This window comes from Kribbella sp. NPDC056861 (assembly GCF_040687575.1).
Lineage (GTDB): Bacteria > Actinomycetota > Actinomycetes > Propionibacteriales > Kribbellaceae > Kribbella.
The window spans coordinates 59531-75192 of record NZ_JBFBNQ010000005.1 but is presented as its reverse complement, the minus strand read 5'-3'; the positions used below and the strand labels follow the sequence as shown (position 1 = coordinate 75192).

Genomic DNA, 15662 nt, shown 5'->3' with positions numbered 1-15662 from the left:
TCCGGGCCCTCTCATGCCAGGTCCGAACTTGATGCCTTCAGCAAGCGCAGCTGGACGAAGGTGAACACGCCGAGCACCAGGGCCAGGAAGACGGCGGCCGCGGCGGCGTAGCCCATGTGGAAGTAGCTGAAGGCCTGCTGGTAGATGAAGTAGTAGATGACCCGGGTCGCGGAGACCGGTCCGCCCTTGGTGGTGACGGCGATCGTGTCGAAGATCTGGAACGAGCCGATCAGCGTCACGACCAGCACCAGGGCGAGCACCGGTCGCAATAGCGGCAGGGTGAGCTTGGTGAAGAGCCGCAGCTCGCCGGCGCCGTCGATCGCCGCACTCTCGTAGAGGTGCTGCGGGATCTGCAGCATTCCGGCGTACAGCAGGAGCGCGGTGTAGCCGGTGTAGGCCCAGGTGTTGATCCCGGCAACGGCCGGCATCGCCCAGGAGGCGTCGGTGAAGAAGCCGATCGTGTCGAGCTCGACCGAGCGCAGCAGGTGGTTGACGAGTCCGAGGTTGGTATCGAGCAGCCACATCCAGAGCAGGCCGATCGTCACGTTCGGGACCAGCCAGGGGACCAGCAGCGTCGCCCGGAGTACCACTGAGCCGGTGAGGCGGTGCATGAGCGCTGCCACCACCAGGGCGAGCACGGTCTGCGATCCGACGTTCAGCACGACGTAGTACGCGGTGACGAGCATCGAGCTCCAGAACTGCCGGTCGGCCAGCAGGTTCGCGTAGTTCTCCGTGCCGACGAAGTCCGGGGTGCCGAGCATCGTGTAGTCGGTCAGCGAGTACCAGATGCCCCGGGCGGCCGGATAGGCATAGAAAACAGCGAATCCCACCAGCACCGGTGCGACGAACCACCAAGCGACCCGCCGGTCGTCCCGTTGTCTGCCCATAGCTGTCCTTCGATCGGCTCCGGCGAGCTCTTGTCAGCAAGCCCACTCGGGATTAATGATGTAGTTATTCGGAAGTTTGTCAACACTTCTTCATATTCGCCCCGAGGAGAAGCCATGCACCTTCGTACCCGCGGCCGCCGCCTGCTGGCCGCGTTCACCGCCGTCGCAGCGGCGCTCAGCCTGACCGTGGCGGCGGTGACCCCGGTCGGCGCTGTTCCGGCTGGTCCGCCGTCCCGGCCCGCACCGCCGGCCAACCCTGATCCGGCCTTGCAGGCGCACACGCTGCAGGCCGCCGACGGTCCGCTGGACAACCCGCTGAAGGGATTCGCGCGGTTCTACTCGCCCGGCGCGAACCAGAACACCGGCTACCCACATTCCCTGACCTGGGGGTACTTCGGCCTGTCCGAGGTGATGACGAACGCCGGCAACTGCGGCAGCTACGACTGGACCATCCTCGACAACATGCTGAACGAGACCGCCAGTCAGGGGAACCAGGCCGCGATCCGGTTCTATATGGTCTACCCCGGCGGCACCGGCACCCATCCCGGCAATGCGATCCCGTCGTGCTTCAACGGCAACGTGAACAACCGGTCCGACACCTACTGGAACGTCACGCAGCCCGACTACGACAGCCCGTACCTGGTGAACGCGCTGAAGAACTTCATCGCTGCCTTCGGCGCCCGGTACGACGGTGACCCGCGGATCGGCTTCATCCACCTCGGCCTGGTCGGCCTCTGGGGCGAGTGGCACACCTGGCCGTACGACACCGACACTGCCGACGGCTACCCCAACTACATGCCCACCGACGCGAACGGCGCGCAGCTGATCACCGCGTACGACAACGCCTTCAACACCACCAAGCTGGAGATCCGCTATCCCGAGGCGGCCGGGGGAGCGGCCAACAGCAAGGACATCGGCTATCACGACGACTCGTTCTGCTACCGCGAAGGCTCGCCCCTGGCTGGCGTCACGCTGCCGCAGTCCATGGGCGGAGCGTCGTACTCGCAGCTGCAGCGCAATCTCAACACCGGTACCGAGAACAAGTGGATCACCACGTCGATGGGTGGCGAGGTCCGGCCGGAGATCCAGGGCTCGGCGTTCGACAGCTGGCCGGGCGGGTCCGGATCGGTCGACAACATGAAGGCGTGTATCGAGCTCGAGCACACCACCTGGAAGATCAACGAGCAGTCGGCCAACTACTCCGCGGGCAACGCGAATGTCGGCGCCGCGACCCGGCTGATGGGCTACAACCTCACTGTGAACAAGGCGTACTTCAAGAACACGGCCGCCGGTACCACGAATCTCGGTGTGGAGATCAGCAACACCGGGGTCGCGCCGTTCTACTACCCGTGGAAGATGACCGTCGGCCTGAAGAACAGCGCCGGGACGGTGGTGAAGAGCTGGGACACCTCCTGGGACCTGCGCACGATCAAGCCGCTGATGCTCCGGGCCTTCCCCGACTGGAACGTCGGCAGCGACCCGACCTATCGCGACTTCGGCTATCCGCAGTACTTCCAGACGCCGGTCAACCTCGGTGATGTGGCCCAGGGCAACTATCAGTGGGTGCTCCGGGTGAAGAACCCCCTCGAAGCGACCTCGGCCACCGCCAAGAAGCTCCGGTTCGCCAACGCGACCCAGAACGCCGACGGCTGGGTCGGCCTGGGTGCGGTCACGGTCGGAACCGGCAGCAGCTCCGCGACGTACGAAGCCGAAGCCTCAGGCAACAGTCTCGCGGGCGGGGCCTTGGTCGCCTCCTGTTCCAGCTGCTCGGGTGGAGCCAAGGTCGGCTACATCGGCAACAACTCCGGCACGCTGGCGATCCAGGGCGTCAACGGCGGATCGGGTGGCTCGAAGTCGGTCACGATCTACTACTCGTCCGCGGTCGCCAGGACGGCGGTCGTCAACGGGCAGTCGGTCAGCTTCCCGGCGACCGCCGACTGGAACACAGTCGGGTCGCTCACTGTCACCCGCACCCTCCAGTCCGGCTCCGCCAACAGCATCACCTTCGCCAACCCCAGCGGCTGGGCCCCGGACATCGACCGGGTCACCGTCAGCTGATCTCACCAACGGCAACCAGGCAAGGTCCTTGGCTGGACCTCGCCTGGTTGCCGCCTACCTCAGATGTCCAGCGGGCGGAGTACCAGGAAGATGCCGTGCCCGATCTGCCGGTTGCCACGGTTGATGTCCAGCGCCCAGGGGTTGAGCCACGGGTCGGCGTCGGTGCGATCGGCATCGATCAATCGGATGAGCCGGTACCGCTTGCTGAGCACATCGACCGTCAAACTCGCGCCCGGCAACGCGGTCGCCAGCTTGGCGCCGTCGGACTTGAGCGCGGTCTTGCTGGTGATCGTCGCGCCGGGAACCACGTGGTAGAGCAGCACGGCTTCGATCGTGTCGATCCCGAGCAGCGTCGCCAAGGCGGTGAACAACTCCTGCTCGGACCGATACCACTTGCCGGTCAGGTCGGCGGCCAGCGAACGGAAGGCCCGGTCGCTCGGCAGGAACGCCGTCAGCGCGACCTTGCCATCGGCAAGCACACCGACCGAGCTGTTCGGCTTGGCCGCGAGGACCGCACCGACCGCCTGGGCGAGAATGTCGTAGTCGTTCCAGTTCCGGTCGAACTTGTCACCGTCCGCAGCCAGCACAGCCGCCAGACTCCTGGTGCCGAGCTTGCCCGTCGCGTTGGCCGGCACGGCGGCCCCGAGAGTGGCCGCAATCGTCAAGGTCAAGGCGGCCGCTGCCGTCGCGAGCCGGCGAGAACCAGTGCGCATGAGTCTTTCCTTCCGTAGCTACGTCGCGGCTCGAAGCCGCCTACGCAGCTACTTCCGTCCCCAGACCCCCGCCGGATGCACTTCCACCGAAACTGTCCGGGTGGCTGGCTAGGATGCTGGGCTGTGACGGGAGAGTTCGAGGGTTGGCCGGAGTCGGCCTTCGACGTGCTGCTGCAGCTCGAGGGGGAGCCTTCGGCGGAGGTCAGGCGGCAGTGCCGGAAGGATCGTGAGCAGCTGGTTCGGCGGCCGATGGTCGAGTTGCTCGATGCGGTGGCGGCCGCGGACGAGGAGTACGAGGACTTCTCGGTCTGGGGCTATGGCGAGGTGCTGCTGCGGGCTTGGCAGCGGCAGAGCGCGATCGTTCGGTTGGCGCCCAATGTCGAGCTGGGGGTCGGGTTCGATCTCGACGGGCTGGGGGTCAGCCTGGCGTGGTGGTACGCGCCGTCGGTGCAGATCGAGCGGTACCGGACCGCGGTGGCCAACCCGGGGTCCGGGGAGCAGTTGGCCGGCATCCTCCGGAAGCTGCAAGGAGACGGGTACGAGCTCTCGGGCGACCTGCTGAAGCGGTCGTTGAGAGGGTTTCCGGCGGACCATCCACGGGCGGAGCTGCTGCGGCACAAGTCTCTGATCGTGGGCCGGCCGCTCGGCTGCGACGACTGGATCCACACCGCCGCGGCGGTCGATCGGGTGCTCGCCGTCTTCGTTCAGTTGCGCCCGCTGGCGCACTGGCTGGTCAGGAACGTAGCGAGGTAGCAGGCTCGGAGAGGGTGGCGCGGTGGGCGCGGTTCATGCCGATCAGGCCGTCGAGGGCGTCCCGGGTCTGGACCAGGTCGTTGATGTGATCGGTGATACGGTCCCGCTCCAGCACCAGCCGCTCGAGGGCGGCGTCGGAGTTCTCCTCGCTCGGCGCGTCGGTGCAGGGGAGTACTTCGATGATGGTGCGGCTGGACAGGCCGGCGGCGTACATCCGCTGGATGAAGATGACCCGCTCGACCTCGATCTCGGTGTAGTGCCGCTGCCCGGACGGGCTGCGGGTGCTGGTCAGCAGACCCTGCTCCTCGTAGTACCGCAGGGAGCGGACGCTGACCCCGGCCCGGTCGGCCAGTTCTCCGATCCGCATCGTGATCCACCTCTCATGACTTGCCTCTGACGTCAGTGTCAGGTTTTAGCGTAGTCGACATGACCAACGAACTCACCCTCTTCGACCGCTCGCCGCTGGGCGACCTCTCCTTGCCGAACCGCGTCGTGATGGCGCCGATGACCCGGGTCCGCGCCGCGGCGGGAGGGCTGGCGACCGCCTCGATGGCGACGTACTACGCGCAGCGCGCCAGCGCCGGCCTGATCGTCAGCGAAGGCGTGCAACCGAGTCTGCTCGGCCAGTCCAATCCCGGTACGCCGGGCCTGCACACTGCCGAGCAGGTCGCGTCGTGGCTGCCGGTGACGCAGGCCGTCCACGCCAACGGCGGCCGGATCTTCGCCCAACTCATGCACGGTGGACGGGTTTCGCACGTCGAGACGACGGGGTTCCAGCCCGCCGGGCCGTCCGCAGTACCGGCTACTGGGGAGGTGTTCACGCCGTCCGGGCCGAAGCCTGCGCCGATGCCTCGCGCGTTGACGACCGACGAGGTGCCGGAGCAGGCAGCCTCGTACGCCGTCGCCGCGTCGAACGCGATCGCGGCCGGCTTCGATGGCGTCGAGCTGCACGGCGCGAACGGGTATCTGATCACCCAGTTCCTCTCCTCGTCGGCCAACCTCCGCACCGACCGGTACGGCGGCTCGATCAGCAACCGGATCCGCTTCGCGGTCGAGGCAGCCGCAGGCGTGGCCGACGCGATCGGCGGTAGCCGGACCGGCATCAGGCTCTCGCCCGGATCAGGCATCTGGGGCGCCGACGAGACCGACGTACCGGAGATGTACACCGCGCTGCTGGGTGAGCTCGCCAAGCTCGACCTCGCCTACGTGCACCTGGAAGCGACCATCGGCGAGGAGGTGCTGCTCGACCTGCGCCGCGCCTGGCCGGGCACCCTGATCGTCAACCCGGCCTTCCCGATGGGCCCGGTCGCCACCGATCGCGCGATGGCCGACCGCTGGCTGGGTCTGGGCGCGGAGCTGATCAGCTTCGGCCGGGCCTTCATCGCCAACCCCGACCTGGTCGAGCGGTTGCGGCTCGGCCTGCCGATCGCGGACCACGACCAGGACACCTGGTACGCCGGCGGCGACGCGGGCTACCTCACCTATCCGACGTACCGGCACGCGGCCTGACAGGCGGCTGAAGTCCCGATACAGCAGAATTCCACCTTCGGGACCATCCGGCTCGAATTCCGCCCCACAGGGAGTCCTCGATCATGAAACGCATCGCCTGGCTGGTGACAGCCCTTCTGGGGGCCTCCGTTGTCTTCGTACCCGCAACGTCGGCCTCCGCTGCTCCGGTGGCCCAGGCTGAGCAGCACCGGCCGACCTGTTCCGTGGTCTGGTTCGACCTCGGCAACACGCTGGTCGACACCTCGGTGCCCGGCAAGACGACCTGGATGCCCGGAGCGTTGCGGCATCTGCGGCTGCTCCGGGCCGTCGGAGCGCCGATCGGCGTGATCACCAACGTGCCGCCGGAGTGGGGTGCCACCGACGCGGAGCGCGCCACCGCGACCAAGGCCTTCATCAACTCGACCTGGGCGGAGGCGCAGCCGTTCCCGTGGGATTGGTTCGGCGACCGGTTCCTGACCCCGCGCACGAAGGCCGAGTCCAAGCCCGCCACCGCCCTGTTCGAGCGGGCCCGGGACACGGCGGCCCCGTGCCGCTCGTTCTACGAAGGGGAGACCCCCGGTGAGATCACCGTGGCGGAGCAGACGGGGCTGACCGGCTACCTGATCGGCCAGCCGAACCGCCCCGCCTACCTGCCGGTGTGGCGAGTCCTGGTTCCGTTCAGCTAGCCAGGGAGAGCAGCCTCCAGGCCGTCGAGGATGGCGCGGCAGTCGCGAGCCAGTGTCGCGGCGTCCACGGCGGTCAGGAGGAACACTCCCAGCCAGTTGCGCGAGCCACCGGACGGGTCGAACTCGGGGACCCGGGTGCCGGCCGGGAGCATGAAGGCAGGCACCGGTTCGATGGTGCTCCCGGGCGACAGCAAGCCGGCCCAGTCCACCTCTTCGGGATTCCAGAGTGGCTGGGTCTGCCACGGCGTACCAGCAGCATTGGCCGGTACTACGGCCACCGACGCGGCAGCACGACCGCCCTCGACCAGCATGGCCGGCGGATAGTCGACCTGCTCGCCGAGCTGCTCGCGGATCAGCATCCCGATCGGGTCCAGGTCGAAGACGATCTCGGCCTGCCGGGTTGTCAGCAGTCCGCCGAAGCGGGCGCCGACCTCGATCACCACCAGTTCGCCGTCCGCTCGCAGCTTGAGCTCGGTGTGGGTGCCGCAGGTGTCCAGGCCGAGCGCGTCGACCGCACGGCGCGACACCTCCTCGATCCGCCGCTGCAGCTCGACCGGCAGCACGCAGGGCGAAGTACTGGCGACCTCGATGTACGGCGGCACGGTCGGCAGCTTGGCGGTGATCGCCAACGCGTGGTACTTGCCCTTGGCAACGATACCCTCGACGCTCAGGTAGTCGCCGTAGCCGGGCTCGGGGTACCAGCCCTCGGTGGTGCCGTCCATGATCTCTTCGACCAGCCGGTCGGCGTCGGTGTTCTGCTCGTACAGCTCGTTCATGCCGACCTGGCCGCCCAGCTCCAGCGCCTGCTCGATCTCCGCCCACGCGCCGTCGACCTGGTCCTGCGAGGTCAGCACCAGCTGGGCCACGGAGCCCGCGCCCCAGGCCGGCTTCAGCAGCAGCGGCGGAGTCAGCGCAGCCAACGCACCGTGGAGATCGGCAGCGGAGTCCACCCGACGGAAGCGGGGGATCGGTACGCCGGCAGCCTGCCACGCCTGGCGCATCAGCCGCTTGTCACGCGCGACCCGGATGCCCGGCCCGGCGCCGGCCAGCCCGAGCCGGTCCGCGGCGTTGGCCACAGCCAGTACTGCGAACTCCGACAAGGTGAAGAGCGCATCAGCGCCCAGCTCACGGGCATGCGCGACGATCGCCTCGACGACCGGCTCGCCCGGTGTCAGCTGAGTTCCGTCCAGCACGGTGACCGACGTACAGACCGGCTCCCAGATCTCCTTGCCCGCCTCGGGCAGCGGTGACAGTGCCAGTACGTGCAGCTCGCCGCAGGCGGCGATCCTGGGGAACGCGGTCTCCAGCGGAGCGCCGCCCTTGACGTAGACGTACAGGATCTTCTTCACGCGACGCTCTCCTTGGTGGCCGCGCGGTCGCGGCTTCGGTTGACGAGTACGGCGAGGACGACCATCGCCACGGTGACGGCTGCCGCGAGTGCGACCAGGAAGCCCGACATCGCGCCGCGGGGCAGGAACAGGCCCAGGACGAAGACGACCAGGGCACAGACGGCCCGGTCGGCGAGCGATTCGATCGACAGCAGCGTGGCGCGCCGCGAAGGTTCGGTGATGGCTGAGTTCACCAGCTTGCGCTGGACCGGGAACGCGAGCCCTGAGGCGAGGGAGAAGACCGCGAGGCAGGCCAGCGTGCCGGCCAGGCCGAGCGGGATGACCGAGGCGAGGGCGACCGCCATCAGCACGGTCAGCACCAGCACGACCCGGATCTGCCCGAAGCGCGCGAGCACCTTGGACCGCGCGGCGCCAGCCACCTCGAACACGGTCGTCGCGGCCATGAGTACGCCGAACCAGTGCAGCGGCAGGTCCTTGGATTCGAGGATCGGCTGGAACAGGTTGGCCTGCCCGATCCGGACCAGGGTGAAGATCGCGATGCCCTGCGCCATCAGCAGCATCAGGCGCTTGGAGTTCGCCAGTGACCGGAGGGCACCGGCCAGCGCCGGCCAGACCGGCTCGATGACGTCTGAATCGTCGGAATCGGTCTTGGGCAGAGCAGGGAAGCCCAGCGCGATCACGGCCGCGATGCCGCAGGTCACTGCCGACAACACGTACGGGGACGGACCCCACCAGGTGGTGAGGAAGCCTGCCGCGGGCAGACACACGATCCGCCCGATCAGCGTCCACGCCCGGGCAGAACCTTCCGCGCCTTGGTAAGCACCCTCGTTGCCGGTGCGCTGCAGGTACTCGTACAGATAGGCACTGCCCGCGCCGGAGAACAGTGAGTGGGCCAACGCGATCAGCAGGAACTGGATCAGGAAGCCCGCGAAGCTGGGCGACCAGACCGGGATCACGTTCGCGACCACCAGGATGACCGAGCCGCCCTGCAGGCAACGCCGGTAGTCGAAGCGGTCGGCGATCATGCCGGTCGGGATGTCGAACAGACAGAACGCCAGGTAGAAGATGCTCTGGATCGAGAAGATCTCCGGGTCGGACAGGCCGGCCGTCTTCTGGAACACGTAGAAGACCGGCAACCACCAGAGGAGACCGGCGAACAACTGGAACGCGTTGTAGCGGCGAATCACCCGCACCGCATCGGGACCGGCCGCGCTCACGCGCCGAGCTGGTACGGACGGCACTGCAGCAGCACGATCCGGTCGCCGTCGACGAGCCACTCGACGTCCACCGGTGCGTCGACGTTGCCGTCGGCCCCCGCGAAGTGGGCCTGGAGCAACCGTCCGATCAGGGCCAGCCGGCCGAGGGTCGCCTTGGCCTGGTCGTCCACGTCGCCCGGTTCGGCGCCCAGGGCAACGGTCCGGCTGCCGCCCTCCATCGTGTTGTAGAGGTGCTGCAGGGGATCGCGGGCACCGGAGACGACGTCGTCGACCGAGTTGCGGGCGAGGTTGAGCAGGACGGAGCGGAAGTCGTTGCGATCCAGCGGGTTGGTGGTGACCATCACGCCGCCGAGCGCGCCGTCGAGCTGCTGCTGGATGACGACACCCATGAAACAGTCCGACAGCCCGATCCCGGCCTCGTCGCGGAGCAGGACGCCGCGGGTGGTGACCAGGGAGGCCCAGACCCGTTGGATCGCGTCGATCACGTCCTCGACGGACTCGGCCTCGGGGACCGACTCGTAGATGCCGGCGGCGGAGAAGCCGATCAGGTCCTCGGCGTTCGACGAGCTGCGGACGACGACCCGGCCGGCGCCGGTGAGGTGCCGCAGTACGGCGTCCTCGATCAGGGTGCGCAGCTCGGTGGGCAGGGGAGTGTCGCGGATCAGGGCGCCCAGCTCGGCGCACAGTCCGTCGATCTCGCCACCGAGGGCGAGCGCCATCTTGAGCTTGCCGATGGTCTGCTGGATGGCCGGCGACGACTCCAGGAACTGCTGCTGCAGCGCGAACGGCAACGCGATCCCCCGCGGTACGACGGCGTGCTCGGTGAGCATCCGATGCGCGGCCTGGTCCAGCGTGGTGCTGTCGGTGCTCGACGTGGCGAGATGCCGCGCGAGGTACTCGAGCAGGTGCGGCCGCGGTGGCCGGGGTGCCTGGTAGAAGCCAAGCCAGTAAGGCGATCCGTCCCGCAGTACTGCGGTGAGCTCGCCGAGGTTCGCCGCCTTGGTGCCGAAGCGGTGCGCGTCGGTGGAGCGCAGGTCCTCTAGCGGAAGGATCTGCGCCGCGGCCAGATCGGGCTTGCCGATGTCGACCTGCGTGGCTGCCCAGGCCGGCCCGGCATCGACGGAGTCCGGCCTGGTGATCGCGCGGACCGTCAACTCCGGGGCGGCCGGGTCCACGATCAGCTCGACCCAGCTGCCGTCGAGCTCGGCCAGCCGCTGCAGGGCGCCCTGCTGGATGGCGTTCGGGATACCCCAGCCGGCCGCGAGCACGTTGGTGTGCGACAGCGGCGTGGTGTGCCGGGCGTTGATCAGGCCGGCCACCCGGGGGATGTCGTCGGGCATCCGGGCCATCACGAGGATGTCGTGCCAGCGGACCGGGTCGGTGGTGGTCCGGTAGGCGGTTTCGTCGCTGAAGATCCGGAGCCGGCCGATCGTCGTACCGGGGTTGAGTGGCACGTACGGCGCGGTCGAGTAGAGCTCGTGGGCAAGGATCAGCGGGAGCTGCTCGGACGGCTGCTGCAGGAAGCTTTCCTGCAGATGGTTGGCGGGCTTCAGCAACACCGGTACGGCGTCGTCGACGAGAGTGCGGACCGTACCGTAGAAGGAGCGCAGCAGGTCAGGACCCATCGTGTCGACCTCGACGGTCTCCAGCGAGAAGAACTGCCCACCGTGCTCGGGCCGGTCGTGCAGCGCGAGGGTGCCGAGCAGGAAGCGGCGGTCGGCGGCGCGGTAGACGGAGTCGTTGAAGGCATCCAGGTTGCGGGCCAGTTCGGCGCGGGTCATCCCGAGGATCCGTTCACCGACGTACTGGACGTGCAGCATCCGGTCGGCGCCGTCGATCAGGTGGACGGTCGACGTCTCCTGGTCGAGCACGAGCTTCACGTAGGGGTAGCCGGCGACGGTGGTCGCGAGCCCGGCGAAGTCGGCCAGTGTGAGGCGATCTCCGGGCAGAGCGGGAACGATGGCGGTCAGGTCAGAGGGGGCGGGGGCGGTAGGCACGGGAGATCACAATAAGGTGAAGGCTGCCACTCACGGTAGTTGGCGTAACCGTCTGTGAGCACTATCACTCACGCGGAAGTTATTGCCCTAGGCAACTAATGGGACGGTTCAATCGAGCGTTGGCTTGACTGGGCGAGGCCTGGATAACCCTTGAAACAGCCGGGAAAACCCGCGCAGTAAGGCATTCCGGTGGCTCCGGTCGCGACGGTACTGTCGCCCGATGACCGAGACGACGGCACCACGCAGCCCGATCGACGTGCTCTCCGAACGCTTTCTCGAGGCTCATGCCGAGCTGTCGCCGGCCGCGGCGACGATCATGGGAATGCAGGGCAACGAGGACCAGTTGCCGGATCGGTCGCCGGCCGGGTTCGAGGCGTTGACCGAGCTGCACCGGGTCACCATCGCCGAGGCGAAAGCCGTCGAGGTCTCGTCCTTCCGGGAGGAGACGGCCAGGGATGCGTTGCTGGAGCGGATCGAGCTGGAGGCGGAGCGTTACGCGGCCGCGATTCCGCAGTACGAGTTGAACGGGATCTCGTGTGTCCCGGTGGAGTTGCGCGCGGTCTTCGACCTGATGCCGACCGCCACCGATGACGACTGGGACAACCTCGGTAGTCGGCTGGATCAGGTCGGTAAGACGCTCGACGGGTACCGCGAAACCCTTCTGCAGCAGGCCGCTGAGGGTCGGGTCTCGTCGGCTCGGCAGGTCGGTGTGCTGGCCCAGCGGAGTGCCGAGTGGAGTGGCTCGGAGGGCAACGACTACTTCATCGGGCTGACCACGGAGGCGCCTGATCACGTCAAGACCAAGGTGGAGGCGGCCGCGATCGCGGCCAGCAAGGCGTTCGGTGAGTTCGGCCAGTGGCTGACCACCGAGCTGCTGCCGAAGGCCCCGAGTCGGGACGCGGTCGGCCGGGAGGCGTACCAGCTCGCTTCTCGCTTTCACATCGGCGCGACTCTCGATCTGGAGGAGGCGTACGCCTGGGGCTGGCAGGAGCTGGCCCGGATCGAGCAGGAGATGCAGACCATCGCGGCCTCGCTGAACGACGGCGACCGCAGCATCCCGGCGGCGGCCGCGGTGCTGGACGCCGACCCGGCTCGCAAGATCCACGGCAAGGAAGCGTTCCGGGACTGGATGCAGGAGCTCGCCGACGGCGCCGTACAGGAGCTGGGCGGCAAGCACTTCGACATCCCGGCCGAGATCGGGCGGATCGAGTGCATGATCGCGCCGACCTCGGAGGGCATCATCTACTACACGCCGCCGAGTGAGGATCTGACCACGCGGCCGGGCCGGATGTGGTGGGCCGTGCCGGCCGGGATCGAGGACTTCGCGACCTGGCGAGAGGTCACCACCGTCTACCACGAAGGTGTTCCCGGGCATCACCTCCAGGTCGGCCAGACGATGCTGCGGGCCGATCTGCTGAACCGCTGGCAACGAGTCGGCTGCTGGGTCTCCGGCCACGGCGAAGGCTGGGGCCTGTACGCCGAACGCCTGATGGAGGAGCTCGGCTACCTCGACGAGCCGGGAGCCCGCTTCGGCATGCTCGACGCGCAGGGCTTCCGCTCGGCCCGGGTGATCGTCGACATCGGGATGCACCTGGAGCTGGAGATCCCGCGCGACAACCCGTTCGGCTTCCACCCGGGCGAGACCTGGAACGCGGATCTCGGCCTGGAATTCCTCCGCGGCCACTCGCGGATGGAGAGCGCGTTCCTGAAGGCCGAGGTGAACCGGTACCTCGGCTGGCCGGGGCAGGCGCCGTCGTACAAGCTCGGTGAGCGGATCTGGCTGCAGGCGCGGGAAGAGGCCAAGCAGCGCAAGGGCGCCGACTTCGATCTGCGCACGTTCCACCGGGACGCGCTCAACCTCGGCTCGCTCGGCCTCGACCCGCTGCGGCGCGCTTTGGGTCGACTCTGAGGGTTTGTTATCTGGCCGTTATCTACTAATGTTCGTCGCTGGCCTGGGGATGAGCTGAAGTAGGAGACGAAATGCGGCTGCCAAACATGGGCCGATCCAGGGCAGTGGTCGCGATCGCCGCGACCGGTGCGATCGCCGCCACCGTCGGAGTGACGGTGGCGCTGGCGAGAGGTGATGACCCAGCAGCGTCCGCCGGTACGACGCCGGTGCTGACCAAGGCGGACGGGCCGGAGGGCTCGATCCCCACCTCGACCGAAGCCAGCACGAAGCCGCCGGTCAGCACGCCGTCGGCCCCGGCGGTGCGCAAGCCGACCAGCCGGTCAACGGCGAAGGCCTCGGTCAAACCGACCACGAAGCCCACCAGGAAACCCACCGCGAAGCCCACCACCAAGCCGTCGACGACGCCGACCTCGGCCCCGGTTCCGCAGCAGGGCAATCCGCTCTCGCAGACCAACGGCCTGTACGTCGATCCGCAGTCCGAGCCGGTCTACTGGGTCGGCGAGCACGCCGGCGACTCGCGGCGGGCGATCATCAAGGCCGGGATCGCCGACCGCCCGATCGCGCGCTGGTTCAACGGTGACGGCGCGGACGCCTCCGACGCGCGGACCTACGTGTCGGCTGCGTCGAAAGCCGGCAAGCTGCCGGTGCTCGTCTTCTACAACCACCCGGCCCGGGACTGCGGCGAGAGTGGGGGAGCCGCGAGCCCTGCGGCGTACCGGGCGTGGATCAATTCGCTGGCCGCATCGATCGGCAAGCACCCGGCCATCGTGGTCCTGGAGCCAGATGCGCTGCCGGGCCTTGACTGCCTGAGCTCCTCGGCGCAGACGAGCCGGCTGTCGCTGCTCAGCTACGCGGTCGACCACCTGCGATCCGCCGCGCCCAACACCTGGACGTATCTGGACGCCGGTCACGACGACTGGAACCCGGCCGCCACGACGGCCAAGTGGCTGAAGTCCGCCGGTGTCGCGCGGGCCCGCGGGTTCTCGCTGAACGTGTCGAACTACCAGTCGACCGCCCGCAACGTCACCTATGCCCAGGCCGTCAACGCCGCCCTCGGCTCGGCCAAACGCTTCGTCATCGACACCAGCCGCAACGGCAACCCGCTGAACGGCGACGACTGGTGCAACCCCGCCGGTCAACGCGTCGGCGCGCCACCCCGGGCCGGCGGCGCGACCGGCCTCGACCTGCAGCTCTGGGTCAAGCCACCCGGCGAATCGGACGGTGACTGCGGCATCGACTCCGGCTCGGAGGCCGGCGACTTCAGCCCGGTCATCGCGATGAAACTCCTGGGTCACTAGTCCCGGTCAGGAATGAGATGGCCCGCCTGCCACCGCGGCATTGTCAAGTAATCTGGTTGACATAAACGGCCAGCGCGGTAGATCCGGAAGGAGTCCGATGGCGGCAGGCGGACAACTCAAGTTCCATTGGTTCCTCCCCACCAACGGCGGTGATGGCCGGCAGGTCGTCGGCGGCGGGCATGGGGTCACGGCTGGTTCGTCCGGCCGGCCCGCGTCGGTTCCGTACCTCGGGCAGATCGCGCGCAGTGCCGAGCAGCTCGGCTTCGAGGCGGCGCTGACCCCGGCGGGAGCCTGGTGTGAGGACGCCTGGATCAGTACTGCGATGCTCACCGCGGTCACTGACCGGCTGCAGTTCCTGGTCGCGTTCCGCCCTGGTCTGACCTCGCCGCTGCTGGCGGCCCAGATGGCAGGCACCTTTCAGAACCTGTCCGGTGGACGCCTGCTGCTCAACGTGGTCACCGGCGGCGAGAGTCACGAGCAGCGGATGTTCGGCGATTTCCTCGACAAAGAAGAGCGCTACGAGCGGTGCGGCGAGTTCCTGGACATCGTCACCCGACTCTGGGCAGGGGAGACTGTCACGTACCGCGGACGGCACCTGCAGGTCGAGGAGTCCACTCTCGGGCAACGCCCGGATCCGATTCCGGAGATCTACTTCGGTGGTTCGTCCGCTCCGGCGCTGCAGGTGGCTGCGCGGCACGCGGATGTCTATCTGACCTGGGGAGAGCCGCCGGCAGCCGTGGCGGAGAAGGTCGATCGAGTACGCCGTTTGGCAGCGGCCGAGGGCCGTGAGATCCGGTTCGGCATCCGGTTGCACTCCATCGCCCGCGACACGGCCGCCGCTGCGTGGGCCGAAGCGGACAGGTTGCTCGACGGCATCCCGGAGGAGCAGATCGCGCGAGTCCAGGCGGGCCTGAAGCGCAGCGAGGCCGAAGGGCAGCGCCGGATGCTCGAGCTCAACCAGGGCACGAAGGAGAACCTGGAGATCTACCCGAACCTGTGGGCCGGCGTCGGCCTGGTGCGCGGGGGAGCGGGTACTGCGCTGGTCGGCTCTTACGCCGAGATCGCTGATCTCATTGAGCAGTACGCCGCCGTCGGCATCGAGGAGTTCATCCTCTCCGGCTACCCGCATCTGGAGGAGGCGTACTGGTTCGGCGAGGGCGTCCTGCCTGAGCTCGCCCGTCGCGGCCGCTGGCAACACCCCGCCCCGACCGTTACGCGCGCCTCGGTACCGTTCGGGGCGCCGGCGCTGTCCATCAGGTGAGACTGGCGCCTAAATGTCTACTGGATGAGTACAGTTTGGGGTGCAG

At 68.2% G+C, this 15662-nt stretch carries 13 protein-coding genes; 7 read left to right on the top strand and 6 right to left on the bottom strand.

Translation table 11 applies throughout. The features are described 5' to 3' along the window. Positions 1-11: 11 nt before the first annotated feature. Positions 12-887: a sugar ABC transporter permease gene (locus AB0P21_RS24850; RefSeq protein WP_363699560.1), complete on the bottom strand. Its 876-nt coding sequence runs from the start codon at positions 885-887 to the stop codon at positions 12-14. 114 nt (positions 888-1001) lie between these two features. Between AB0P21_RS24850 and AB0P21_RS24845 the strand changes: the two genes are divergently transcribed. Further along, positions 1002-2945 (top strand): DUF4832 domain-containing protein, encoded by a 1944-nt coding sequence (locus tag AB0P21_RS24845; protein WP_363699559.1) that lies wholly within the window; start codon positions 1002-1004, stop codon positions 2943-2945. Positions 2946-3004: 59 nt separating this feature from the next. Here the strand turns inward: AB0P21_RS24845 and AB0P21_RS24840 are convergent, their stop codons facing one another. After that, positions 3005-3658: a fasciclin domain-containing protein gene (locus tag AB0P21_RS24840; RefSeq protein ID WP_363699558.1), complete on the bottom strand. Its 654-nt coding sequence runs from the start codon at positions 3656-3658 to the stop codon at positions 3005-3007. Positions 3659-3781: 123 nt separating this feature from the next. On the opposite strand from AB0P21_RS24840, the gene AB0P21_RS24835 reads away from it, so the two are divergent. Continuing rightward, on the top strand, positions 3782-4411 hold the full coding sequence (locus AB0P21_RS24835) for a DUF2461 family protein (protein WP_363699557.1): 630 nt from the start codon (positions 3782-3784) through the stop codon (positions 4409-4411). On the opposite strand, the gene AB0P21_RS24830 is transcribed toward AB0P21_RS24835, so the two are convergent. Next, positions 4392-4778 carry a MerR family transcriptional regulator gene (locus AB0P21_RS24830; protein ID WP_363699556.1) on the bottom strand — a complete coding sequence of 129 codons (387 nt, stop codon included), beginning with the start codon at positions 4776-4778 and terminating at the stop codon, positions 4392-4394. The two genes, AB0P21_RS24835 and AB0P21_RS24830, sit on opposite strands and share 20 nt — an antisense overlap. 59 nt (positions 4779-4837) lie before the next feature. Here AB0P21_RS24830 and AB0P21_RS24825 point away from each other — a divergent pair, with 59 nt between their 5' ends. Continuing rightward, positions 4838-5920 carry an alkene reductase gene (locus AB0P21_RS24825; RefSeq protein WP_363699555.1) on the top strand — a complete coding sequence of 361 codons (1083 nt, stop codon included), beginning with the start codon at positions 4838-4840 and terminating at the stop codon, positions 5918-5920. A gap of 83 nt (positions 5921-6003) precedes the next feature. Continuing rightward, a complete protein-coding gene (locus tag AB0P21_RS24820; RefSeq protein WP_363699554.1) occupies positions 6004-6585 on the top strand; it encodes a hypothetical protein in 582 nt (193 codons plus the stop codon). Here the strand turns inward: AB0P21_RS24820 and AB0P21_RS24815 are convergent. The 3 genes from AB0P21_RS24815 to AB0P21_RS24805 are packed head-to-tail and all read right to left on the bottom strand — an operon-like array spanning position 6582 to position 11148. Then, on the bottom strand, positions 6582-7934 hold the full coding sequence (locus AB0P21_RS24815; RefSeq protein WP_363699553.1) for an ATP-grasp domain-containing protein: 1353 nt from the start codon (positions 7932-7934) through the stop codon (positions 6582-6584). The two genes, AB0P21_RS24820 and AB0P21_RS24815, sit on opposite strands and share 4 nt — an antisense overlap. Beyond that, a complete protein-coding gene (locus AB0P21_RS24810; protein ID WP_363699552.1) occupies positions 7931-9151 on the bottom strand; it encodes an MFS transporter in 1221 nt (406 codons plus the stop codon). The genes AB0P21_RS24815 and AB0P21_RS24810 overlap by 4 nt, the downstream gene beginning before the upstream one ends. Then, positions 9148-11148, bottom strand: coding sequence for a PEP/pyruvate-binding domain-containing protein (locus tag AB0P21_RS24805; RefSeq protein ID WP_363699551.1), 2001 nt, complete (start codon positions 11146-11148; stop codon positions 9148-9150). Before AB0P21_RS24805 ends, AB0P21_RS24810 begins: the two co-directional genes overlap by 4 nt. Before the next feature lie 220 nt (positions 11149-11368). Here AB0P21_RS24805 and AB0P21_RS24800 point away from each other — a divergent pair, with 220 nt between their 5' ends. The 3 genes from AB0P21_RS24800 (at position 11369) to AB0P21_RS24790 (ending at position 15616) form a co-directional block, all read left to right on the top strand. Beyond that, positions 11369-13057 carry a DUF885 domain-containing protein gene (locus AB0P21_RS24800; RefSeq protein ID WP_363699550.1) on the top strand — a complete coding sequence of 563 codons (1689 nt, stop codon included), beginning with the start codon at positions 11369-11371 and terminating at the stop codon, positions 13055-13057. Between the two features lie 71 nt (positions 13058-13128). Continuing rightward, on the top strand, positions 13129-14355 hold the full coding sequence (locus AB0P21_RS24795) for a glycoside hydrolase family 6 protein (RefSeq protein WP_363699549.1): 1227 nt from the start codon (positions 13129-13131) through the stop codon (positions 14353-14355). Between the two features lie 97 nt (positions 14356-14452). Next, positions 14453-15616 carry an LLM class flavin-dependent oxidoreductase gene (locus AB0P21_RS24790; protein ID WP_363699548.1) on the top strand — a complete coding sequence of 388 codons (1164 nt, stop codon included), beginning with the start codon at positions 14453-14455 and terminating at the stop codon, positions 15614-15616. Positions 15617-15662: the final 46 nt, after the last annotated feature.

What these genes read in the sequence shown, in the direction of transcription:
- AB0P21_RS24850 (WP_363699560.1), bottom strand. Translation starts at nt 887, where the DNA reads ATGGGCAGACAACGGGACGACCGGCGGGTCGCTTGGTGGTTCGTCGCA.
- AB0P21_RS24845 (WP_363699559.1), top strand. Translation starts at nt 1,002, where the DNA reads ATGCACCTTCGTACCCGCGGCCGCCGCCTGCTGGCCGCGTTCACCGCC.
- AB0P21_RS24840 (WP_363699558.1), bottom strand. Translation starts at nt 3,658, where the DNA reads ATGCGCACTGGTTCTCGCCGGCTCGCGACGGCAGCGGCCGCCTTGACC.
- AB0P21_RS24830 (WP_363699556.1), bottom strand. Translation starts at nt 4,778, where the DNA reads ATGCGGATCGGAGAACTGGCCGACCGGGCCGGGGTCAGCGTCCGCTCC.
- AB0P21_RS24825 (WP_363699555.1), top strand. Translation starts at nt 4,838, where the DNA reads ATGACCAACGAACTCACCCTCTTCGACCGCTCGCCGCTGGGCGACCTC.
- AB0P21_RS24820 (WP_363699554.1), top strand. Translation starts at nt 6,004, where the DNA reads ATGAAACGCATCGCCTGGCTGGTGACAGCCCTTCTGGGGGCCTCCGTT.
- AB0P21_RS24800 (WP_363699550.1), top strand. Translation starts at nt 11,369, where the DNA reads ATGACCGAGACGACGGCACCACGCAGCCCGATCGACGTGCTCTCCGAA.
- AB0P21_RS24795 (WP_363699549.1), top strand. Translation starts at nt 13,129, where the DNA reads ATGCGGCTGCCAAACATGGGCCGATCCAGGGCAGTGGTCGCGATCGCC.
- AB0P21_RS24790 (WP_363699548.1), top strand. Translation starts at nt 14,453, where the DNA reads ATGGCGGCAGGCGGACAACTCAAGTTCCATTGGTTCCTCCCCACCAAC.